Source organism: Rhizobium sp. IY2 (assembly GCF_047532935.1).
Classification (GTDB): Bacteria; Pseudomonadota; Alphaproteobacteria; order Rhizobiales; family Rhizobiaceae; genus Rhizobium; species Rhizobium anhuiense.
Map to the genome: position 1 here is coordinate 14006 of NZ_JBLKNU010000013.1, position 20048 is coordinate 34053.

At 61.7% G+C, this 20048-nt stretch carries 24 protein-coding genes; 15 read left to right on the forward strand and 9 right to left on the reverse strand.

The features are described from left to right. Positions 1 to 154 precede the first annotated feature (154 nt). Positions 155 to 1150, reverse strand: a complete 996-nt coding sequence (locus tag ACMUVN_RS28885; RefSeq protein WP_414815810.1) for an SDR family NAD(P)-dependent oxidoreductase — start codon at positions 1148 to 1150, stop codon at positions 155 to 157. A gap of 120 nt (positions 1151 to 1270) precedes the next feature. On the opposite strand from ACMUVN_RS28885, the gene ACMUVN_RS28890 reads away from it, so the two are divergent. Both ACMUVN_RS28890 and ACMUVN_RS28895 read left to right on the forward strand, forming a co-directional pair. Next, positions 1271 to 2212 (forward strand): AraC family transcriptional regulator, encoded by a 942-nt coding sequence (locus ACMUVN_RS28890; protein ID WP_127430376.1) that lies wholly within the window; start codon positions 1271 to 1273, stop codon positions 2210 to 2212. A 124-nt stretch (positions 2213 to 2336) separates the two neighbouring features. Further along, the gene (locus ACMUVN_RS28895) at positions 2337 to 3242 is read left to right on the forward strand and encodes a S1C family serine protease (RefSeq protein WP_097595717.1); all 906 of its coding nucleotides are present in this window, start codon (positions 2337 to 2339) and stop codon (positions 3240 to 3242) included. A gap of 38 nt (positions 3243 to 3280) precedes the next feature. On the opposite strand, the gene ACMUVN_RS28900 is transcribed toward ACMUVN_RS28895, so the two are convergent. Next, positions 3281 to 4285: a LacI family DNA-binding transcriptional regulator gene (locus ACMUVN_RS28900; protein WP_097595718.1), complete on the reverse strand. Its 1005-nt coding sequence runs from the start codon at positions 4283 to 4285 to the stop codon at positions 3281 to 3283. A gap of 197 nt (positions 4286 to 4482) precedes the next feature. Here ACMUVN_RS28900 and ACMUVN_RS28905 point away from each other — a divergent pair, with 197 nt between their 5' ends. The 3 genes from ACMUVN_RS28905 to ACMUVN_RS28915 are packed head-to-tail and all read left to right on the forward strand — an operon-like array spanning position 4483 to position 7527. Beyond that, complete coding sequence (locus ACMUVN_RS28905) at positions 4483 to 5397, forward strand: sugar phosphate isomerase/epimerase family protein (protein WP_047614347.1); 915 nt, start codon at positions 4483 to 4485, stop codon at positions 5395 to 5397. Between the two features lie 32 nt (positions 5398 to 5429). After that, positions 5430 to 6353, forward strand: a complete 924-nt coding sequence (locus tag ACMUVN_RS28910) for a TIM barrel protein (protein WP_127430378.1) — start codon at positions 5430 to 5432, stop codon at positions 6351 to 6353. 10 nt (positions 6354 to 6363) lie between these two features. Continuing rightward, positions 6364 to 7527, forward strand: a complete 1164-nt coding sequence (locus ACMUVN_RS28915) for a Gfo/Idh/MocA family protein (protein WP_414815811.1) — start codon at positions 6364 to 6366, stop codon at positions 7525 to 7527. 27 nt (positions 7528 to 7554) lie between these two features. Here the strand turns inward: ACMUVN_RS28915 and ACMUVN_RS28920 are convergent, their stop codons facing one another. From ACMUVN_RS28920 to groES, 4 genes are all read right to left on the reverse strand, one after another. Then, complete coding sequence (locus ACMUVN_RS28920) at positions 7555 to 7725, reverse strand: hypothetical protein (RefSeq protein ID WP_176707420.1); 171 nt, start codon at positions 7723 to 7725, stop codon at positions 7555 to 7557. Between the two features lie 67 nt (positions 7726 to 7792). Next, the gene (locus tag ACMUVN_RS28925) at positions 7793 to 8185 is read right to left on the reverse strand and encodes a hypothetical protein (protein ID WP_047614341.1); all 393 of its coding nucleotides are present in this window, start codon (positions 8183 to 8185) and stop codon (positions 7793 to 7795) included. Between the two features lie 66 nt (positions 8186 to 8251). After that, positions 8252 to 9886 carry a chaperonin GroEL gene (groL, locus tag ACMUVN_RS28930; RefSeq protein ID WP_097623207.1) on the reverse strand — a complete coding sequence of 545 codons (1635 nt, stop codon included), beginning with the start codon at positions 9884 to 9886 and terminating at the stop codon, positions 8252 to 8254. 47 nt (positions 9887 to 9933) lie between these two features. Continuing rightward, positions 9934 to 10251 carry a co-chaperone GroES gene (groES, locus tag ACMUVN_RS28935; protein ID WP_097623208.1) on the reverse strand — a complete coding sequence of 106 codons (318 nt, stop codon included), beginning with the start codon at positions 10249 to 10251 and terminating at the stop codon, positions 9934 to 9936. 501 nt (positions 10252 to 10752) lie between these two features. Between groES and ACMUVN_RS28940 the strand changes: the two genes are divergently transcribed. The 4 genes from ACMUVN_RS28940 to ACMUVN_RS28955 all read left to right on the forward strand — a co-directional run bounded on the left by ACMUVN_RS28940 (position 10753) and on the right by ACMUVN_RS28955 (position 12266). Beyond that, on the forward strand, positions 10753 to 11016 hold the full coding sequence (locus tag ACMUVN_RS28940) for a hypothetical protein (RefSeq protein ID WP_183606222.1): 264 nt from the start codon (positions 10753 to 10755) through the stop codon (positions 11014 to 11016). Beyond that, positions 11013 to 11339, forward strand: a complete 327-nt coding sequence (locus ACMUVN_RS28945; RefSeq protein WP_414815812.1) for a hypothetical protein — start codon at positions 11013 to 11015, stop codon at positions 11337 to 11339. The genes ACMUVN_RS28940 and ACMUVN_RS28945 overlap by 4 nt, the downstream gene beginning before the upstream one ends. Then, complete coding sequence (locus ACMUVN_RS28950; protein WP_414815813.1) at positions 11336 to 11647, forward strand: hypothetical protein; 312 nt, start codon at positions 11336 to 11338, stop codon at positions 11645 to 11647. Before ACMUVN_RS28945 ends, ACMUVN_RS28950 begins: the two co-directional genes overlap by 4 nt. A gap of 238 nt (positions 11648 to 11885) precedes the next feature. Beyond that, positions 11886 to 12266: a VOC family protein gene (locus ACMUVN_RS28955; RefSeq protein WP_047614333.1), complete on the forward strand. Its 381-nt coding sequence runs from the start codon at positions 11886 to 11888 to the stop codon at positions 12264 to 12266. A gap of 50 nt (positions 12267 to 12316) precedes the next feature. Here the strand turns inward: ACMUVN_RS28955 and ACMUVN_RS28960 are convergent, their stop codons facing one another. Continuing rightward, entirely contained in the window at positions 12317 to 12703 is a 387-nt protein-coding gene (locus ACMUVN_RS28960) for an ectoine synthase (RefSeq protein ID WP_048338366.1), read from the reverse strand. Between the two features lie 131 nt (positions 12704 to 12834). Here ACMUVN_RS28960 and ACMUVN_RS28965 point away from each other — a divergent pair, with 131 nt between their 5' ends. Further along, positions 12835 to 13698, forward strand: a complete 864-nt coding sequence (locus tag ACMUVN_RS28965; protein WP_097542696.1) for a LysR substrate-binding domain-containing protein — start codon at positions 12835 to 12837, stop codon at positions 13696 to 13698. A gap of 41 nt (positions 13699 to 13739) precedes the next feature. On the opposite strand, the gene ACMUVN_RS28970 is transcribed toward ACMUVN_RS28965, so the two are convergent. Next, positions 13740 to 14702, reverse strand: coding sequence for a LysR family transcriptional regulator (locus ACMUVN_RS28970; RefSeq protein ID WP_414815862.1), 963 nt, complete (start codon positions 14700 to 14702; stop codon positions 13740 to 13742). A 123-nt stretch (positions 14703 to 14825) separates the two neighbouring features. Between ACMUVN_RS28970 and ACMUVN_RS28975 the strand changes: the two genes are divergently transcribed. From ACMUVN_RS28975 to ACMUVN_RS28995, 5 genes are all read left to right on the forward strand, one after another. Further along, a complete protein-coding gene (locus ACMUVN_RS28975; protein ID WP_414815814.1) occupies positions 14826 to 16226 on the forward strand; it encodes an MFS transporter in 1401 nt (466 codons plus the stop codon). Between the two features lie 95 nt (positions 16227 to 16321). Beyond that, the gene (locus ACMUVN_RS28980) at positions 16322 to 16699 is read left to right on the forward strand and encodes a hypothetical protein (protein ID WP_174824448.1); all 378 of its coding nucleotides are present in this window, start codon (positions 16322 to 16324) and stop codon (positions 16697 to 16699) included. Positions 16700 to 16726: 27 nt separating this feature from the next. Beyond that, positions 16727 to 17062, forward strand: a complete 336-nt coding sequence (locus tag ACMUVN_RS28985; RefSeq protein ID WP_414815815.1) for a hypothetical protein — start codon at positions 16727 to 16729, stop codon at positions 17060 to 17062. Positions 17063 to 17435: 373 nt separating this feature from the next. Beyond that, positions 17436 to 17579 (forward strand): hypothetical protein, encoded by a 144-nt coding sequence (locus tag ACMUVN_RS28990; protein ID WP_164735919.1) that lies wholly within the window; start codon positions 17436 to 17438, stop codon positions 17577 to 17579. 301 nt (positions 17580 to 17880) lie between these two features. Continuing rightward, complete coding sequence (locus ACMUVN_RS28995) at positions 17881 to 18984, forward strand: fatty acid desaturase (RefSeq protein WP_047614325.1); 1104 nt, start codon at positions 17881 to 17883, stop codon at positions 18982 to 18984. A 141-nt stretch (positions 18985 to 19125) separates the two neighbouring features. On the opposite strand, the gene ACMUVN_RS29000 is transcribed toward ACMUVN_RS28995, so the two are convergent. Further along, on the reverse strand, positions 19126 to 20040 hold the full coding sequence (locus ACMUVN_RS29000) for an SDR family oxidoreductase (protein WP_414815816.1): 915 nt from the start codon (positions 20038 to 20040) through the stop codon (positions 19126 to 19128). Positions 20041 to 20048: the final 8 nt, after the last annotated feature.

Sequence of the window (20048 nt, forward strand, 5' to 3'; positions counted from 1 at the left end):
CGCAAATACAATCTGGCACGTCAGCCGTCATCCACCGCGGGATCTCTTTTCCGGCAACATCCGCCCCGGCGAGGCGCTGCGGATCGAGTTGATCGGGCTTTCACCCGAGCAGGCCCGGGTGAGCCACGAGGACGGCAAGACAATCGGCAGCGTCTCAGCACGCATTGACGAGGGTTTGCCGCGAGCTATGGCTTCGGGCCGCCGCGAAAGCGTCAATGCCGGTCAACCTTGCCGACAGGATCCATAGGCGCGCTGCCTCCTTTGGATCGGCTGCATGGTCGCTGACACCGCCGGGTTCTCCATCCGTTGCGCGGATGGCGATATCGCAGTCCTCGCAATAGAGGCCTCCCATACCGTCGAGTTGCGGCGAGGTCGCCGCCCAGACCTGCGTGGCGGCCCCCTGGGATGGCGTCTTGAACGTCGGATCCATCGGATTGCCGTCCGCATCGATCCAGCCGGCACTGACCATTTCCTCCTTTGCGAGATGGCGCTGCAAGGGGGTAAAAATCTTGCCCGGGTGCAGCGAGAAGGCGCGGATGCCGCTGTCGCGCCCGAGCCTGTCCAGATGCACGGCGAAAAGTGCGTTGGCAGTCTTCGACTGGCCGTAGGCCCGCCATTTGTCGTAACCGGTCTCGAATTGCATATCCTCCCATCGTATGGCGGAGTTGCGATGGCCCCCGGAGGAAACCGAAACGATGCGAGCGCCGCGCGAGATTGCCGGCCAAAGGCGATTGACCAAGGCAAAATGGCCGAGATGGTTGGTCGCGAATTGTGCCTCCCATCCGTCGCCGACGCGCGTTTCCGGGCAGGCCATGATGCCGGCGCTGTTGATCACCATATCGATGCTGCGGCCAGACGCGACGAACTGCTCGGCAAAGACGCGAACGCTTTCGAGGTCGGAAAGGTCGATCCGATCAATCTCTACGCCATCGATGCCGGCGACCGCGCTGCGCGCCGCCTCGATGCTCCTTGCGCCGATGATCACCTTAGCGCCCGCGCCCGCCAGAGCCCGTGTGGTCTCGAGCCCGAGGCCGGAATGGCCACCGGTGACGATGGCGCGCTTGCCGGAAAGATCGAGACCGGCCAGAACCTCGTCGGCAGTCGTGTAGGCTCCAAATCCGGAGCCGATGGGGACTTGTTTGTCATTCATGATAACTACCCTTGTTCCGTGTTGCCGTCGCTCGGCACGACGACCGCGAGAATAAGGCGTGGCCTCCAGACGATCTATGCGCTAAAGTCCGTCATCTCTTCGCCATCGTCCGGATTTCTTATGGACCCATTATCCGATGTTCTCGCACTGCTCAAACCGCGCAGCTATGTTTCCGCTGGGCTTGACGCTGGCGGTGCGTGGGCGATCGATTTTCCGCCCCCTGATGGCATCAAGTTCAACGCGGTGATGTCAGGCGCGTGCTGGCTGAGCGTCGATGGCGTCCCCGAAGCTGTCCGCCTCGAGGAAAGCGACTGCTTTCTGCTGACGAGCCGCCGAGCCTTTCGTCTCGCCAGCGATCCGACTCTCGAAGCGATCCCGTCCGACGCGATCTATTCGATCGCCCGCGATGGGATTGCGACTTGCGGCGGCGGCGGCGATTTCTTCCTGATCGGCAGCCGTTTTTCCTTTTCGGGGGGAAATTCGGACATCCTTCTCGGAATCCTGCCGCCGATCGTCCATGTGAAGAAGGATTCCGATCACGCCGCCGTGCTGCGCTGGTGTCTCGATCGGATGACGCGCGAATTGCGTGACCAGCAGCCGGGTGGCTTTCTGATGGCGGAGCATTTTGCTCATGTCATGCTCATGCAGGTATTGCGCCTCCATATCGCATCGCCGAATGCGCGCGGCGTCGGCTGGCTTTTCGCGCTTGCCGACCGGCGGATCGGTGCGGCTATCCGTGCGGTGCACGCCGATCCGGCCCGCAAGTGGACCTTGCAGTCGCTGGCTGAACGGGCCTCGATGTCCCGGTCGAGTTTTGCTCTTCACTTCAAGGAAAAGGTCGGGCTTGCCCCGATGGATTATTTGACGCGCTGGCGCATGCTTCTCGCAGGTGACCGATTGACGAACTCGGCTGAAGCAATCGCCGGTGTCGCCCTGTCGCTCGGCTATGAATCCGAAAGCGCATTCAGCACTGCTTTCAAGAGAGTGATGGGATGCTCGCCGCGGCAATATGGTCGCGCTCAACCGCCCGGGGCCATGCGAGATAGTCTCGGCGCTCAGTGAAACCTTGATTGGTGCAGGCATCAGCGTTGGCCTGCCGAAATTCCGTCCGATACGGCCTTGCACCCGCCGTTCATTCTCTTACCTATTCAAGGAAGAATGCTCCGGCGCCCATCGGGATAAAAGCATGAATATCGATCCGATTCTGCGGTCAGTCGTGGCCGTCCGTTCCTCCATTCCGGAAGATGCCTTCACAGCGCAGACGCTGGGCACTGTCCGGGAGGGCAGCGGCGTGGTCATTCGCGACAACGGGCTGGTGCTGACCATCGGTTATCTCATCACCGAGGCTGAAGAAGTATGGCTCACGACCCATGACGGGCGCGTCGTTCCCGCGCATGCGCTTGCCTACGATCAGGAGAGCGGCTTCGGCCTGGTGCAGGCGCTTGGCCCGCTGAATGCGCCGGCGGTGGATCTCGGCGACGCGGCCACGGCCAAGCCCGGCGATTCTGTCGTGCTCGCCGATGGGATCGGAGAATTCGTCCAGGCAAACATCGTCGCCCGGCAGGAATTTGCCGGCTACTGGGAATATCTGCTGGACGAGGCGATTTTCACGGCACCGGCCCATCCCTCGTGGGGCGGTGCCGCATTGATCGGTTCGGACGGCAAACTTCTCGGCATCGGTTCGCTTCGCCTGCAGATGAGCCAGGGCGACGAGGTCGCCGATATCAACATGGTCGTGCCGATCGACCTTTTACCGCCGATCCTCGACGATCTGTTGAACCGGGGCCAGGTCAACAAGCCGCCGCGGCCCTGGCTCGGTGCCTTCTCCGCCGAGAGCAATGGCGGCGTGGTGGTGATGAGCGTGGCCGAAGGCGGTCCGGCCGCCCAGGCGGGCCTGCGGCAGGGCGATATCATCTCGGAGATCCGCGACGAGGAGGTCGACGGCCTGGCCGATTTCTACCGCAAGCTATGGAGCAGCGGTCCCGCCGGCGCCGAGATCCCCATGCGGGTCCTCAGGAACGGCCGGGAAGCCTGGCTGCGCATCAAGTCCGCCGACCGCAACAGCTTTCTCAAGAAGCCTCAGTTGCAATAGGGGCGCGCCGGCGCCCCAAAACGCCGATTACATCCACCTCAAAGATTTTCCCGCGTGATCGTCAGGAAGCGCACTGGCTCGGCGCTGACTTCCACCTCGATGAGACCAAGCCTGTTCAGGGCAAGGTCTATCGAACGCCTCGCCTGGACCTCCGGCGCCTGATCGAGCACGATCGACATGATACCACGGCGGAGATAGTCCTGCGTCTGCCCGGTCAATTCGTGGCCGACCCAGAAGGGCCGCCCGGCCTTGTTGGCCGCGAGCACCCTGGCAACGCCCTTGTTGTCGCCGCCGGCGCTATAGACGCCGATGATGCCGGGCTCCCGCCTCAACGCCGCTTGCAGCAGTTCGATGGCATTGTGCTCGTCGTCGAGATCGAACATGACTTCGATGAAACGATGCTCGTTTGAAGCATGGTCCGAGAGATAGGCGGAGAAGCCACGGATCCGCTCCTTATGGTTCTCATAGGCGCCGCTATGGCAGAGAGCGACGAAGGAGCCGGGGCGCTGCGCCAGCATGCCCGACATGTAATGGGCGGCGGTGCGGCCGGCGGCGTAATTGTCGATACCGACATAGGGCAGTTCGGGGGCCGGACGGGTCATGATCTGGACGACGGGAATGCCGAGACCGGCCGCCTTCCGCACGCTGGTGACGACATCGGCATGGTCGGGCGCGACCACGATCAGCGCCGACCGGCGGGCCGTCGGGTTGGCGATATAGCGGGCAAATTGCGCCGGCTCGTTCTCGCGCACGAAGGTGCGGTGAACGACGATGCTGTCGTCGAGCGAGGCGGCGATGCGCTCGAACGCCCGGTTCAGGCGCGAATAGAAGCTGGTCTCCGGGCGAACCAGGATCACCTCGATCCGGATCAGGCCGCGATGGGCGACCGGCAGGCTTTGCCGGTATTCAAGCCGTCTTGCCGCTAGAAACACCTTCTCCACCGTCTCCGGCCGAACGCCGCCGCGATTATTGAGGACGCGCTCCACCGTCGCGGTGCCGACGCCGGCTTCCCGGGCCACATCCTTCAAAGTCACCTTCGTCACAGGCTTATTAACTCCCAAAGCTGACACAGCAGAGCATCCGCGCTTCGCACGGTCAATGATCAAATTTGATCATCGAAGCATTGGAATATCGAGGCGCCGCGGCAGTATCGTGGCGGCAATCCGGGAGGAGCACCGGAAGCATGAAACGAGATCAAGGAGCGTCCGCCGGCGATGGCTGGGGATGACGGAGGAACCAGATGAAGATCGCACTCGACCCGCATATGCACCGTCACCTCAACCTCAACGACCTCTGCCGCAAGGCGGCGGAGCTCGGCTATGAGCATATCGAGCTTTCGCCGCGTGACGATTTTCTGCCCTGGTGGGTGCGCCCGCGGGCACACAAGGAACGCATCGCGGAATTCAAGGCTGCGCTGAAGGATCATGGCGTCCAGCTCGCCTCGCTGCTGCCGATGTATCGTTGGGCGAGCCCGCATGAGGATGAGCGGCAGGCGGCGGTGCGCTACTGGAAGGAAGCGATCGAAATCGCGGCCGAAATGGGCTGCGATACGATGAACTCGGAATTCGGCCGCGGCCCGTCACCGGATCGCAGCCACCGCTCCAACTGCTGCGGCGGCATGCACACCCACGAGCACAGCGAGGCAGCCTGGTGGCGCTCGATGGAAGAACTCGTTCCGGTGTTCGAGCGCGAGGGTGTCACGCTCAACATGGAGCCGCATCCGGAAGACTGGTGCGAAACGCTGCATCCGGCGATCGACATGCTGAAGACCATCGGCTCGAAGAACGTCAAGTTCCTCTATTGCGCGCCGCATACTTTCTATTTCGGTGACGACATGGCGCGGATGATCCGCGATGCCGGCCCGCTGATCGCCCATGTGCATGTGGCCGATACCTATAATCACAAGGCGTCGTCAGGGCTGCGCTACATCATCAACCCGCCGGGCGCCAAGGTGACGATCCATCAGCACATGGATATGTACCAGGGCGAGATCAACTGGGATGTGTTCTTCTCCTCGCTCGCCGCTGTCGGCTTCGACGGCATCATCACCGCCTGCGTCTTCGGCTGGGAAGACCGCGCCGATGAATCCGGCCGCTTCATGCGCGCCGAAATCCAGAAATATGTCGACAAATACTGGCCCGGGAAACGCGGCTGACCCTCGAGATCACCACTATCAGGAACAGAACCGTGACCATCACGATTACGACGGCCCCCTGCTGCTGGGGCGTTGATGACGTCAACAATCCAAACCTTCCCGCCTGGGAGCGCGTCTTCGACGAGGCCGCCGCCGCCGGCTATGGCGGCCTTGAGCTCGGGCCCTACGGCTACGTGCCGCTCGATGATGCGCTGGTCGCCAAGGCGCTTGCCGAACGCAATCTGTTCATCGTCGCCGGCACGATCTTCGACGATCTGGTCTCCGCCGACAATCGGGAGACATTGCTGCGGCAGACCGACGAAATCTGCGCCGTGATCACCCGGCTGCCGCAGCCGGAACAGGTGGCGGGCCAGCGGTTCAGGACGCCCTATCTCACGGTCATGGACTGGGGCCATGACGAGCGAGACTATGCCGCCGGCCATTCCGATCGTGCGCCGCGCCTCGACGACAAGGCCTGGGCCGGGATGATCGCCAACATCACGGCGATCGCCGAACTTGCTCAGCGCAAATACGGCGTTCGCGCCGTCATCCATCCGCATGCGGGCGGCTATATCGAATTCGCCGACGAGATCGAGCGGGTGGCGAACGACATTCCGCAGGCAGTCGCAGGATTCTGCCTTGACACCGGCCATACTTATTATGCCGGCATGGACCCGGTGGAGACGCTGCGCCGCTATGCCGACCGGCTCGACTACGTCCATTTCAAGGATATCGACCAGGCCGTCTTCGACCGCGTGCTCGGTGAAAGGATCCGCTTCTTCGAGGCCTGCGGACAGGGCGTGATGTGCCCGATCGGCCGCGGCATCATCGACTACCCCGCCGTCAAGCGGACGCTCGAGGAGATCGGTTATCACGGCTTCATCACCGTCGAGCAGGAGCGCGATCCGAGGAATGTCGCCGGCAGCCTCGACGATGTGAAGCAAAGCCGCGATTACCTCAGGTCCGTTGGTTTTTAGGGAAAACACTATGACGAATGACAGGCGAAAGCCGATCCGCTGGGGCATGGTCGGCGGCGGCAAAGGCAGCCAGATCGGCTATATTCATCGCTCGGCGGCGCATCGCGACGACGTCTTTGCCCTTGCGGCGGGTGCCTTCGATATCGATCCCGAGCGCGGGCGCGCCTTCGGTCTCGATCTCGGGCTCGACGCAGCCCGCAGCTACCCGGACTATGCGACGATGTTTGCCGCCGAAGCCGCACGCGCCGACGGTATCGAAGCGGTGTCGATCGCAACTCCCAACAATACCCATTTCGCGATCTGCAAGGCAGCTCTCGAACATGATCTGCATGTGATCTGCGAAAAGCCGCTCTGCTTTACCATCGCCGAAGCCGAGGAGTTGAAGGCGCTGTCAAAAGCGCGCGGTCGGATCGTCGGCGTGACCTATGGCTATGCCGGCCATCAGATGATCGAGCAGGCGCGCGCCATGGTCAGGAATGGCGATCTCGGTGAGATCCGCATCGTCAACCTGCAATTTGCCCACGGCTTCCACAGTGCTGCGGTCGAGGAGCAGAACCCGTCGACGCGCTGGCGTGTCGATCCGAAATTCGCGGGCCCCAGCTATGTCCTCGGCGACGTCGGAACCCATCCGCTCTACATTGCCAAGGTCATTCTGCCGCACCTCAAGATCAGCCGCCTCCTCTGCACCCGCCAGAGCTTCGTCAAAAGCCGCGCGCCGCTGGAGGACAATGCGGTGACCCTGATGGAATACGACAATGGCGCGATCGCCACCATCTGGTCGAGCGCCGTCAATGCCGGCTCCATGCACGGCCAGAAGATCCGCATCGTCGGCTCGAAGGCCAGCATCGAATGGTGGGATGAGCGGCCGAACCAACTCTCCTACGAGATCCAGGGGGAACCCGCCCGCATTCTCGAGCGCGGCATGGACTATCTCTATCCCGAGGCCAGGATCGACGACCGCATCGGCGGCGGCCATCCGGAAGGCCTTTTCGAAGCCTGGGCAAACCTCTACCGTCGCTTCGGCTTTGCCATCAACAGAGCGCGCGGCCTCGCGCCGGCGGGCATTGAAGATCTGGTCTTTCCCGATGTCGATGCCGGGCTGGAAGGGGTGCGCTGGGTGGAAAACTGCGTGCAGTCCGCCGACGCCGGCGGGGTCTGGCTGGATTATCGCTAGGCCGTCAACCGCGGTGTGACGCTATGCTCAGATAAGCCGGTCGTCATCTTCCGCCGCCCGCGGCGCGCGACGACGCGTGCTGTCGTTGGCGGCTTTTTTCTGCCCGTCGGCTGATGCCTCAGGGACTTTCTTGAGGCTTTCGCCGCCGGCGTCGTCTGCGGCTGGCTGCGGGTCGCTCTTTTTTTCAAAGCGGATCATGGGTCATTTCCTGCTTCAACAGTGGGAGCGCTCCGCAGATATATCGGAGCGCTCTGGAAGAACGGTGTCAGACGGCAAGCGCAGTGGCGCAGCCTTGAACACTTCGGCTGTCGGACGAGGTCTGCCCAGGCATGGTTGCCCAGCCGCCCGCCTCGACAAACTGACGCTGCTTGTAGCCATCGTTAAGCGCTTTGAACTCGATCAGTTTAGCGCTCGCATCCGGCGCCGCCTTGAAGCGCTCGACGCAAATGGCCGACGCCAATTCTCCGCGTGCGGTATCGCCGGCGGCGGCTGCCGCTTTGCTTGACGTGCCGCCTGTGACCCAGCCTCCCCAGCTGAAGCCGATGATCATCGTGGCGATCGCCGTGACGACGCAGGCCCAGACGAGAAGCGTCTTGGATGGCTGGTAATTGTCGAAACGCTGGGTAATCGATGTCTTGCTGCTGCTCTGCACGGACATTGGAATTCTCCCTGTCTACTGTTCGGGTTGCGCCGTCCGGCGACGCCGGACCGGTTCAGGCTGGCCTCAGTATCCCATATCGCCCATGCCGCCATTTCCGGCTGCCGGGGCAGAGTCTCTTGCGGGAATGTCGGCGATCATCACCTCGGCGGTGATCAGAAGCGCCGCAATCGAGCCGGCGTCCTGCAGAGCGGTGCGTACGACCTTGGCCGGATCGACGATGCCGGCCTCGATCATATCGACATAGGTCTCCGTCTGTGCGTCGAAGCCCTGATTGTGATCATTGCTGCCGGCGAGTTTTCCGACGACGATGGAGCCTTCGAACCCGGCATTGTCGGCGATCTGCCGGATCGGGGCTTCAAGCGCCCTGAGCACGATCGAGATGCCGGCCGTCACGTCGGCGTTCTCGCCGGTCAAACCCGTCAGCGCCGACTTCGCGCGCAACAGTGCCACGCCGCCGCCCGGCACGATGCCCTCTTCGACCGCCGCACGGGTCGCGTTCAGCGCGTCGTCGATGCGGTCCTTCTTTTCCTTGACCTCCGTCTCGGTCGCACCGCCGACACGGATGACTGCGACGCCGCCGGCCAGTTTCGCCAGGCGTTCCTGCAGCTTTTCCTTGTCGTAGTCGGAGGTGGTCTCCTCGATCTGCGCCTTGATCTGCTGGATGCGCGCCTGGATGGCCGCCTTCTCGCCGGAACCGTCGATGATCGTGGTGCTCTCCTTCTCGATCAGCACGCGCTTGGCGCGGCCGAGCATATCGAGCGTGACGTTTTCGAGCTTGATGCCGAGATCCTCGGAAATCATCTGGCCTGATGTCAGCACGGCAATATCTTCCAGCATGGCCTTGCGGCGGTCGCCGAAGCCCGGCGCCTTGACGGCCGCGACCTTCAGGCCGCCGCGCAGCTTGTTGACGACCAGCGTCGCCAACGCCTCGCCTTCGACATCCTCGGAGATGAGCAGAAGCGGTTTGCCGGTCTGCACGACGGCTTCCAAAATTGGCAGCATCGCCTGAAGGCTGCCGAGTTTCTTCTCGTGAAGGAGGATATAGGGGTCCTCCAGTTCCACGCGCATCTTCTCGGCATTGGTAACGAAATAGGGTGAGAGGTAGCCACGGTCGAACTGCATGCCCTCGACGACGTCGAGTTCGGTCTCGGCGGTGCGCGCCTCCTCAACGGTGATGACGCCCTCATTGCCGACCTTGTCCATCGCCTTGGCGATCATCTCGCCGACGCTGACGTCGCCATTGGCGGCAATGGTGCCGACCTGGGCGATCTCGCCTGACGATTTGACTTTCCTCGCCCGCGCCTGGATCTCCTTGACCACCGCAACGACGCCGAGATCGATGCCGCGCCTGAGATCCATGGGATTCATGCCGGCAGCGACGAGCTTTGCGCCTTCACGAAAGATGGAGGCCGCGAGCACCGTCGCCGTCGTCGTGCCGTCGCCGGCAAGATCATTGGTCTTCGACGCCACCTCGCGCACCATTTGCGCGCCCATGTTCTCGAACTTGTCGGCTAGCTCGACTTCCTTGGCGACAGTGACGCCATCCTTGGTGATACGCGGTGCGCCATAGGCCTTGTCGATGACGACGTTGCGGCCCTTGGGGCCAAGCGTGACCTTGACGGCATTGTTGAGCAATTCGACGCCGCGCAGCAGGCGATCGCGTGCATCGGTGGAGAATCTGATTTCCTTGGCAGACATAATATTGGTCCAGTTCGGTCTTGAGATACGGATCGGAATGCGGTCGATCAGGCGGCCTTTTGAGAGGCCACTCCGATCTTTTCGACGATGCCCATGATGTCGGTCTCCTTCATGATCAGAAGGATCTCGCCCTCGATCGTGACCTCTGCCCCCGACCATTTTCCGAACAGAATGCGATCACCGACCTTAACGTCGAGCGGGATCAGATTACCGTTGTTGTCGCGCAGGCCCGGGCCGACTGCGACCACGTCGCCTTCCTGCGGCTTTTCCTTGGCGGCGTCTGGAATGATGATCCCGCCCTTGGATTTGACATCGCCTTCCGCACGTCGAATGACGACGCGGTCGTGAAGTGAACGGAATTTCATAGAGGTCTTTCTGCTGCCGGCGCATATGGCGGCTGCAACACATAAATAGCACCCGTGGCACTCGATTGATAGGAGTGCCAATAAATATTATTCACGCATGAAAAATCAGGAAATCATTTCGGCGGGATGTTTTGTAATAATTATGAATTGAATAGAATTTCTTGAGCCATTACGCTCCATTTTATTTGCGTGACCACGGAGTTAATTTGGCGTTTTTTATAGATAAATCCGAATTTATCTTGATTTAAACGTAATCCAGGCGTAACGATAAGCCTCGTCGATTTGGCCGACTTGGCTTCGCGGTGTCAGAGACCTACGACCCGCCATACACCACCGAATTCTCGATAGCGAATATATGACGTCGTTCCGGCGTGCATTTCGCGTATTCGATCCGGAATGAGCTTGGCGCTGACCGCGGATGTACCGGCAGCGTCGAGTTCGTCCGGTTCGGATCTCAACGATACAGGAAATGCATCGGTGTTTCCTGCGGAGGCTTCAGTCATGACAAGTCGCACCACACAAACCGTCGTCCACTTTTCATCTCCTTTCCGCCTGCCAGGTTTCGACGGGGCACAGCCAGCAGGGGAATATCGCGTCGATTATGACGAGGAATTGATCGATGGCGTTTCCAGGCTTGCCTGGCGACGGATCGGCGCCTTCATCCACCTGCCGGCGATCGCCGCACAGAGTTCGACACTGCAGATGATGCCTATCCATCCGTCAGATCTCGAAACCGCGCTCGAAAAGGACCACAAACCGTCATGACCGCTACGCGCACTCCGCAACGCAATGGACGTTCGGTCCGACGCGAGCCAGCAACACATATCTTCAAGGTTGGGCAGACCGTCCGGCTGAAGGACGGGTTCCTGATCGTGCCTTCCAAGCTCTCCGACACATACCGCATTACCGCCACGCTGCCTCCGAGAGGCAATCTGCTGCAATACCGCATCCGCAGCGACGACGAACGTCACGAGCGGGTCACGACGGAAGACAGCCTGGAGCCGGTAAACCTATCGCCCGGCAGCGGCGCAACACTGATCGAGACAACGTTTGGCCACGGCCCGAATGACGGAAGGTTGACATCGTGAACAGCCATGAAGACGAAGGAAGACCGAACGCCTTTGCTGTCGGTAATAACAAGGGCGGCGCGGCCGGCCACTACGCCGTGGACATTGGACGCGACCGCCGGATCGAACCCGCCCGTTCGTGGACCGTCTATCACGCGAGCGTTCCGACGCACGCGGACCATGCCGTGATCGGCGCGAGCCGTTCGCAGGCCGGGAGAGACATGCTGTCCTTCAATCTTCTCAACATCGGATACCGGAAGGAATGGCTCAGGCTATCCGACGCTGCGCAGATCGCTCGGGACACCCCGCCGGCTCACCCGTGGCGCTAGGATCCGGACCCTACTCCGCCCTTCCCCCAAATCAAGTGACAGCGTCGCAGAACTTGCGCTGAACAGCGGTAATTTCGGCGCGCCGATTTCTTCGCCAGGACGCTCGAGCGGATCGCCAGCCTTTTTGAACGACGCCCTTTCGTTGACTTCGGACCGCGGTTGAAAGATGTTGGCGTCGTGCCATCTTGAGGGATGAGCCGTCCTTCGGAGACCAAGGGAAGTCAGGGAGTTTGCGTCCATGTTCGATCATGTCTCCATCGGCGTAAAGGACATCGAAAGAGCCCGCCGTTTCTACGACGCGGCGCTGGCGCCGCTCGGATATGAGCGGCTGTCCAATTCCGACACGATGATCGGCTACGGCCCGGAAAGGGTCGGCCTCTGGGTGATGCAGGTCGAACACCCCGTTGTTGCCGATCTGCGATCCGGGCTGCATTTCTGCTTCGTCGCCCCGAACGAGGCTGCGGTCGATGCCTTTCACGCGGCGGCCGTCGCCTCCGGCGGCACGGATAATGGCGAACCGGGGATCCGGCCGGATTACGGACAATTCTATTACGCCGCCTTCATCATCGACCCGGACGGCTACCGGCTCGAAGCCTATTTTCATAAAGGCGAGCTGTAACAGGCCGACTGACCGTCAGAAAACCGCGCACTTTCCCTTATAGGCTGATCTCAATAAGCCGATCCCGAGGGGTCGTTCAGATTATGGCGCTCGGATCCCTCGAGCGGCGGATTGAAGACGCTGACGAGGATCATATCCTGGTCACGGCCGCCGCGCAGCAGATGCTTGTCATGCTTGTCGAGCACATAGATATCGCCTTGACGGATCGGAAAGACGGTGCCGTCCATATCCTCCACCTCGCCCTCGCCGGCGATGCAATAGCAGGCTTCGAGATGCTGCCGGTATTCGAGAAGCGAAACGGTGTTGGCGCGCACGATCGTATGACACACGGTAAAACCCATCCCGTCCTTTTCCGTCAGCAAACGGTGGCTCGTCCCATTGCCCCATTCCACAAAATAGTCGGTTGCTTCGACATCCTTCAGGCTGCGCACGTACATTTCGCTCTCCTGGTGTAAGAAAATTTGACACGTCAGCGATACTGTTCAGATCCGCTTCCTTCAGCCATACTGGTGATCTCCATATTCTGACAAATGATGATTTCTATCGGATAGCTGAGGAAAACTTACAGATGACACTTCCATTCGGCGCATTGAGAGCCTTCGAAGCGGCAGCGCGTCTTTCAAGTTTCTCACGCGCCGGCGACGAATTGCGCGTCACGCATGCCGCGATCAGCCATCAGATCCGTCATTTGGAGGAATGGTTCGGACGTGCCTTGTTTCTGCGTGAAAAACGCGGCGTGCGGCTCGCACCCGAGGCCAAAAGCTTTGCCGAAACCCTATCGAGCAGTCTTGAAAGAATTTCCGCAGAAGCGGAATTATTGAAGCTCAGGACGAGATCCGAGATCACCGTCGGCTGCATCCCGTCCATCGCGACGCGATGGCTGATACCATCGCTCAGCGATTTCCTGGCGAAGCATCCGGATGTCACAATAAAGGTGGTCTACGCCATGGCCGAACAGCGTCTGCGTGAAACCGGCTGCGATGTACTGATTACGCTTGGCGCCGACACCTTCGAAGGCGTCGTTTGCCACCAGCTTTTCTCCCGCGCCACTCAACCTGTCGCCAGTCCGCGCTATCTTGAAAGAAAGGGCAGCATCGACCACGCGACACAGATCGCAACGGCAGACCTGCTCCACGACGAGACCACAGCGCATTGGGCGCAGTGGCTCGACAAGGCGGGCGTGCCGTTGACGCCAACGCTAAGGGGGCCGGTGTTTCAAGACTTCAATTTGCTCGCAACCGCCGCCATTGCCGGTCATGGCGTGGCACTTTGCCCGGTCGAGTTATGCCGCCGCGAAATCGAGAATGGCGACCTGATCGTGCTCTCGGACATCGCGATTCTCGCACAGGAGAGCTATTTTCTGATCTGCAGGGCTTCCCCCCAAAAATCAATTTCAGCCTTCTGTACGTGGTTCAAATCGGTCATTGAATAGACGGCGGCCGGGGCGACAATCTCGATGCAATCACCCCTGAGTCAAGCCGCAGCTCTCGATATCGATACGCGGCAGCCGGAGGCTTCGAGCGCCACGCTGGCGACGTCAAGGAACAGGCCGCGGAACCAGCGCGCCCGGCCGTCCGCCTGGTCGACGCGGCGATAGAGCATGGTCACGGGATCGGCCGGCAGGGAAAGCGGCGGCTGGCAGATCGTCAGCCCATGCAATTGCGCCATGCAGCGACCGATCGATTCCGGCACGGTGGCGATGGCCGGCATGGCCATGAGCGCCGTCGGCAAGGCGGAAAAACGCGGCACCGTCGCCACCACCTGCCTGACGTGGCCAGTGCGGCTCAGCGCGCTATCGATGCTGGTCGCGGCATTGCCTTCGAACGAAACGGTGACATGGGCGACATTGGCGAAATCCTTGAGGCTCAACGGCGCCTTCAGCCGGAGCTGGGCTTCATCGTAGATGCAGATCGAGGCCTGATCGAACAGCGGCGCGCGGATGTGCCAGGAGGCCGGCTCTTCGTGCACCGAGACGCTGAAGTCGAAGACGCCCTCGTCCAGCCGGCGCGCGGCATCGCGTTTGTCGGAAGCGATGCCGATCAGCCGGGCGCCGGGTGAGAGCTGGAGAAGACGGGCGGCAAGCGGGCCGAAGAAGGCCGATTCAAGATTGTCGCACATGCCGATGCGGAACTCGCCCTGCCAGCTGGCCGGATCGAATTCGGCCTGCGGGCGGATGGCACGCTCGATGCCCGACAGCGCATCCTCGATCGCCGGGGCGATGGAAAGGGCCCGCGGCGTCGGCTGCAGGCCGCGGCCGACGCGCACGAACAATTCGTCATCCAGTGCCTCGCGCAGGCGCCGCAAAGCGGCCGAAAGACCGGGCTGGCCAAGCAGCAGCCGCTCTGCGGCGCGACTGACATTGCGTTCCTGCATCAGCACCGAAAAGGCCAGCAGCAGATTGAGGTCGATCTTGCGAAGAGTGGCATCATTCATCATCACCAGTAATACCTGGCATGGCTACTATCAATTTGCAATAGGAAAGGAAGCTGTACATTTTCTCGTTCCCTGCCGCCCGGCAACCTCCCCCGATGAGGCGGCAGCAAAGAAGGAACGATTTCGATGACTCTTTCCAAATCGCGAAACGGGGCGGGACTGGCATTGCTGCTGCTCTGCGCCGCCAATTTTCTCGACGCCATGGATGTCTCCACCATCGGCGTCGCGCTGCCTGCCATCCAGGCCGAACTCGGCATGGAGGCGACCTCGCTGCAATGGGCCGTCAGCGCCTATGTGCTCGGCTATGGCGGCTTCCTGCTGCTCGGCGGCCGGGTCGCCGACGTCTTCGGCCATCGCCGCGTCTTCCTCTGGTCGCTGGCAATTTTTGCCGCCGCCAGCATCGCCGGCGGCTTCGTCGACAGCGGCCCGACGCTGATCGCCGCCCGATTGATCAAGGGCATTGCCGCCGCCTTCACCGCGCCGGCCGCCCTGGCGCTGCTGCTCTCCGTCTTCGGCGAGGGAGCGGCGCGGGCAAAGGCGCTCGGCGTCTTCTCCTCCACCGGCGCCGCCGGCTTCGTGCTCGGCATGGTGATCGGCGGTGCTGCGACGATCTTCAGCTGGCGGGCGACGCTTGTCATGGGCGCGCCGGTCGCCATCCTGACGCTCCTTCTTGCGCCGCTGGTGCTGCCGGCCGACCCGAAAAGAACCGGACCGCGGCCGGCCTTCGACTGGGCCGGCGCGCTGACCATCACACCCGGGCTCTTGCTCTTCGTCTTCGGGATCACCAACGCTGCGGCAGCGGGCTGGCAGGCATTCCCGACCTGGGGCTCGCTCATCGCGTCGCTGGTGCTGATCCTGCTCTTCCTCGCGGTCGAAGCGCGCCATGCCGATCCGATGGTGCCGCTCGGCATGTTCCGTCGGGCCAAGCTTCGGCATGCCAATGCGATTGCCGCCCTCTTCCAGGGCGCCTATGTCGGCTTCCAGTTCCTGGCGACGCTCCACTATCAGAACGTCATAGGCTGGTCGGCCTTCACCACCGGCTTCTGCTTTGCGCTTGGCGGTGTCTTCGTGATGTTCCTGGCGCCACGTTTTGCCACACTCGCGCAAAATCGCGGCGCCACCGGGCTGATGGCGGTGGGTGTCGGCCTGCAAGCCTTCAGCTACATCTTCTGGGTGACCGCGCTCGGACATGTCGACCCGATCCTGCTCGTTCTGTTCTCGCAGATCCCGCTCGGCCTCGGTTACGCCCTGACCTACCCCTCGGTGCAGGTCGCGGCCCTTTCCGACGTGGAGGACGACAAGGCTGGACTCGCCTCGGGACTGCTCTTTGCCTCCTTCCAGATCGGCGGCGGCATCGTGCTTGCGGCCGCCTCGGCGGTCTTCGGCGCCGCGCCGCATTTCGGCTGGGACCCTTATGTCGCCGGCATCGCTTTCGTGGCGTTGCTTGCCATCGCCATCACCCTGCTTGCAGCCGCCGGTCCGCGGACATCGGCCGCCCGGAGACCCAGCTATCAGGCGGCGGAATAACCATCTCGGCCCGCACCCTGACCGGTGCGGGCTGCCCATCAACCGGTGCGATATCCGCAGCAAGATTCCCGTTGCGTTGCCTCAGCGAAAGGCGCATGGTCCCGCCTTCGGCAGCCATCGCACGGGCGCTGCCGACTGAGGGTTTTTATACCCTCGCCCCGACGAAAGGAGGACCGATGTCTTCCACCTCAGAAAAGCCGCATCTGACCTCGTCCGATCTCGACATGCTTCAGGGCGTGCTCGACGACGCCGGCTACGACGCCAGAATCCTGATCGATGACGAACGGGTTTTCAACGTCGCGGCCATCCTGCTGATCAGGCTGTTCCAAGAGGGCGTCACCTCGCCGGCCATGCTCTCACGGGCGCTCGAACACCATTTCGGCAAGCCGAAGGCCCCGCCGAAAGTGGTAACTCCTGTCTGTAACCGATATGCGATACAGGGATTGCCCCGCGAAAGACGTGCCGCCGGCTAGCCAGCCGCCCGGCTCCGAAGGATTATTGTGCGGAAAACCCTCTTGCTTTGTATCTCAGTCGCAGCGGCCGCCTATTTCGGATGGGTGCAATTCGGAGCTTACCAGCAACGGCAGCAGGACAAGGATCTTGCAGACATCGACAAGGAGCGCCGGGTGGCGCTCCTTGAGATCGACGGCTGCCAGGCGAAAGTGGATCTGCTTCTGTCGCTGACCGACCGCCTTCTCAAGGCCGGCGGCATGCGGGTGCCACTCGATATCGGGCGGGATATCGAACTCTGTTTGGCTCGCGGCATCATGTCGGCATCAGGCATGGCCGAGATGGAAAGAACGAAGCTGATCCGGCTGTTTCCATTAAATGAATAAGCCCTGTGGAAATATGGCTTTCCTGCGGCGATGGCCTTAATGGCACCTCAATTTTATTCTATGAAGAGGGCTCGCTGATTTGGCCGATGCGGCATTTGCGGTGACCGGTTTTCCGGCCCCGCCATTTTCCCGATCGCGAAAGCATGGTGACGTCCCGTCTCAACGTCGGGTTTGGCTTTCGGTGACCTCTCCGGTCATCCGCCTCCAGACTGCGATGCGGTTTCAGCAGGCATCATTTTCATTCCATCCCTGCGGCCCGGTGTTGTCGGGTTGCCCCTCATGACGATCCCGCGATCTCCAGTCGCGACCGACAAGCGGGGCGAATACCACGCAGGCCGCGGTTTTTAATGTCGATCCAAAGGGAGACTCATCCATGGCAAAAGGACAGGTAAGAAGCAATCGCGAGGTCCGGAAGCCAAAAAAGGACAAGCAAGCTGCGAAAGTGGAAAGCACATTCGCCAACCAGATGAAGACGGCGACCAAAGCCGCCCCGCAGGGCAGTGCTCCAAAAAAATAGGGGCTCGTCTCGAGCCCTGGACGGGGCTCTCATCATCGATGGCGCATAACAGCGCAAATCAAGATCGATTTGCGGAAGGATTATGCGCAGATTCAAAGTCACAGCGTGCCCTTTCGGGCACGCCGCGCTCTGGCGTGACGGGATCACGCATGAACGTGTTTTAAAGAAAACGGAAGGTGCCACACAAAATGACCCCTCTTCATACCATGTACCGCTTCGACTATCCGCTATTCCTCATTCGCTCAGCCGTGGTGATTGCACTCGGCTTTTCGACTGTCGCTGCCTTTCACGGCGCTATTCTGTGATCGAATCTGCGCGCCGCAGCGAGTGCGAGGAAATCCGGGTTGCCCCTTCGGGCGAGCCTGACGAAAACCCGAAGCGATCCGAAGATCAAACCGCCCTTTTCACCGAAAAGGGCTGGTTGAAGATCCTTGCCCAATATCGCCAGCCACGGGCCGGACGCAGCGCCTTCGAGCTTGCCGTCACGGTCGTCCCCTTCGCGCTGTTCTGGGCCGCCGCATGGGCGGCGGTTCATTACAGCTTCTGGCCAGGTCTCATCCTCGTCGTTCCCGCCGCCGCTTTCCTGCTCCGGCTGTTCATGATCCAGCATGATTGCGGCCACGGCTCGTTTTTCGCCCGTCGCGGCGTCGACGACTGGGTTGGACGCACGATCGGCATCCTGACGTTGACGCCTTACGACTATTGGCGCCGGGCGCACGCAGAACACCACGCCTCGGCCGGGAACCTGGACGAGCGCGGCGTTGGCGACATCGAGACGCTGACGATTGCCGAATACAACGCGCTGTCGCGCTGGGGCCGGATCGGCTACCGGCTCTACCGGCACCCGATCGTGATGTTCGGCATTGGACCGGCATGGCTGTTTCTCATCAAGCAGCGCCTGCCTTTCGGCATGATGCGCTCCGGCGCCCTGCCCTGGATCTCGACCATGGCGACCAATCTTGCCATCGCAGCGGCCGCCGCACTGCTGATCTGGGCAGTCGGGATCGTCCCCTTTCTGCTGGTGCATCTGCCGATCGTGCTTCTGGCCGGCGCTGCCGGCGTCTGGCTGTTCTACGTCCAGCACCAGTTCGAGGAAACACATTGGTCGAAGAAGCCGGACTGGCAGTTCCAGCATGCGGCCCTGCACGGTGCCTCGCATTACGACCTGCCGCCGGTGCTGCGCTGGATCACCGGCAATATCGGCATCCACCACGTGCATCATCTGTCGAGCCGGGTGCCCTACTACCGGCTGCCGGAGGTGCTGCGAGACCATCCTGAGCTTGCCGATATCGGCCGCATCACGCTGATGGACAGCCTGCGCTGCGTCAAACTGGTGCTGTGGGACGAACAGGCGAAGCGGCTGGTGTCGTTTCGCGACGCAGCTCGGCTCGCCGCAGCAAGATAACCGGCGGGCTCTGAGCGGTTCCGCTTTTGAAGCGCAGACCGCTCTGACCTTTTGTTTTTACGAAAATCCAGGGAAACCGGTTGACGGTTTCCCTGGAATCGGTCGGGCTTTTGCGGACGCAAAAGCCCGCGCAGTTTCGCTTTAGCGATAACCCGCCACATCCGCCGGTCTGCCCGGCTCCTGCACTTCCACCAGGTAGCGCCAGCAATCCGGCCGCGAACCGTCGATGTCGTCGAAGCCGTAGGTCTTCGCCACGCCGCCACTCGATAGCGACTGGCCGTTCCAGCGGCCGCGGTCGGGATCGGCGGCAATCGCCGCAACGGCGCGGCCGAGGAAACGCGGGGTTTCGGAAATGGCGAAATGCGGCTGTATCTTCGTCGCATCGCGCCAGTTCTCCTCGCGCACACCGCAGGCATCCAGCATCATTTCGGAGCGCAGCCAGCCGGGTGTGATCGACACGGCGGTGGCGCCGTGTTTCGCCAGATCCTGCGCATGCGCCCAGGCCATGCGGGTGACGCCTGTCTTGACGAGATCGTAGAAGGGCGAAAGCCGGTAATGCGTGGCGTTGTATTCGGCCGTTCCGTCGGTTACTTCCACCAGCAGTCCACCCGGCCGCTCGATCATCAGCGGCAGCGCGTAGTGGGCGGTAATCAGATGTGTTTCGATGCCGAGCCGCAGCATGTGCAGGCCCTTGTCCAGCGAATGCTCCCAGACTGATTTGTCCCATTCGAACAGCTTCTCGCAGCCCCAGATGTCGTTGACGAGAATATCGAGCCGGCCGGCTTCCTCGCGAATGCGGGCGACCAGCGCCTCGACCTGTTGATTGACGAGGTGGTCCACCTGCACGGCAATGCCCCTGCCGCCGGCAGCGGTCACCAGCTCGGCCGTCTCCTCGATCGTCTCCGGTCTCATATATTCGGATTGCTGCGCGCGTGTCGTACGCCCGGTGACATAGACGGTGGCGCCGGCGGCGCCGAGCTCCATCGCAATGCCCCGGCCGGCGCCGCGCGTAGCTCCCGCCACCAACGCCACTTTCTCCCGCAAGTTCGCTGTCACTTCTCCAT

Excerpts from the sequence above, each read along its gene's own strand:
- ACMUVN_RS28915 (WP_414815811.1), top strand. The coding sequence starts at position 6,364 with ATGACGAATGACAGGCGAAAGCCGATCCGCTGGGGCATGGTCGGCGGC.
- ACMUVN_RS28925 (WP_047614341.1), bottom strand. The coding sequence starts at position 8,185 with ATGTCCGTGCAGAGCAGCAGCAAGACATCGATTACCCAGCGTTTCGAC.
- ACMUVN_RS28905 (WP_047614347.1), top strand. The coding sequence starts at position 4,483 with ATGAAGATCGCACTCGACCCGCATATGCACCGTCACCTCAACCTCAAC.
- ACMUVN_RS28970 (WP_414815862.1), bottom strand. The coding sequence starts at position 14,702 with ATGATGAATGATGCCACTCTTCGCAAGATCGACCTCAATCTGCTGCTG.
- ACMUVN_RS28895 (WP_097595717.1), top strand. The coding sequence starts at position 2,337 with ATGAATATCGATCCGATTCTGCGGTCAGTCGTGGCCGTCCGTTCCTCC.
- ACMUVN_RS28980 (WP_174824448.1), top strand. The coding sequence starts at position 16,322 with ATGGTCCCGCCTTCGGCAGCCATCGCACGGGCGCTGCCGACTGAGGGT.
- ACMUVN_RS28885 (WP_414815810.1), bottom strand. The coding sequence starts at position 1,150 with ATGAATGACAAACAAGTCCCCATCGGCTCCGGATTTGGAGCCTACACG.
- ACMUVN_RS28975 (WP_414815814.1), top strand. The coding sequence starts at position 14,826 with ATGACTCTTTCCAAATCGCGAAACGGGGCGGGACTGGCATTGCTGCTG.
- groL (WP_097623207.1), bottom strand. The coding sequence starts at position 9,886 with ATGTCTGCCAAGGAAATCAGATTCTCCACCGATGCACGCGATCGCCTG.
- ACMUVN_RS28945 (WP_414815812.1), top strand. The coding sequence starts at position 11,013 with ATGACCGCTACGCGCACTCCGCAACGCAATGGACGTTCGGTCCGACGC.
- ACMUVN_RS28960 (WP_048338366.1), bottom strand. The coding sequence starts at position 12,703 with ATGTACGTGCGCAGCCTGAAGGATGTCGAAGCAACCGACTATTTTGTG.
- ACMUVN_RS28920 (WP_176707420.1), bottom strand. The coding sequence starts at position 7,725 with ATGATCCGCTTTGAAAAAAAGAGCGACCCGCAGCCAGCCGCAGACGAC.
- ACMUVN_RS28940 (WP_183606222.1), top strand. The coding sequence starts at position 10,753 with ATGACAAGTCGCACCACACAAACCGTCGTCCACTTTTCATCTCCTTTC.
- ACMUVN_RS28990 (WP_164735919.1), top strand. The coding sequence starts at position 17,436 with ATGGCAAAAGGACAGGTAAGAAGCAATCGCGAGGTCCGGAAGCCAAAA.
- ACMUVN_RS28890 (WP_127430376.1), top strand. The coding sequence starts at position 1,271 with ATGGACCCATTATCCGATGTTCTCGCACTGCTCAAACCGCGCAGCTAT.
- ACMUVN_RS28965 (WP_097542696.1), top strand. The coding sequence starts at position 12,835 with ATGACACTTCCATTCGGCGCATTGAGAGCCTTCGAAGCGGCAGCGCGT.
- ACMUVN_RS28955 (WP_047614333.1), top strand. The coding sequence starts at position 11,886 with ATGTTCGATCATGTCTCCATCGGCGTAAAGGACATCGAAAGAGCCCGC.
- groES (WP_097623208.1), bottom strand. The coding sequence starts at position 10,251 with ATGAAATTCCGTTCACTTCACGACCGCGTCGTCATTCGACGTGCGGAA.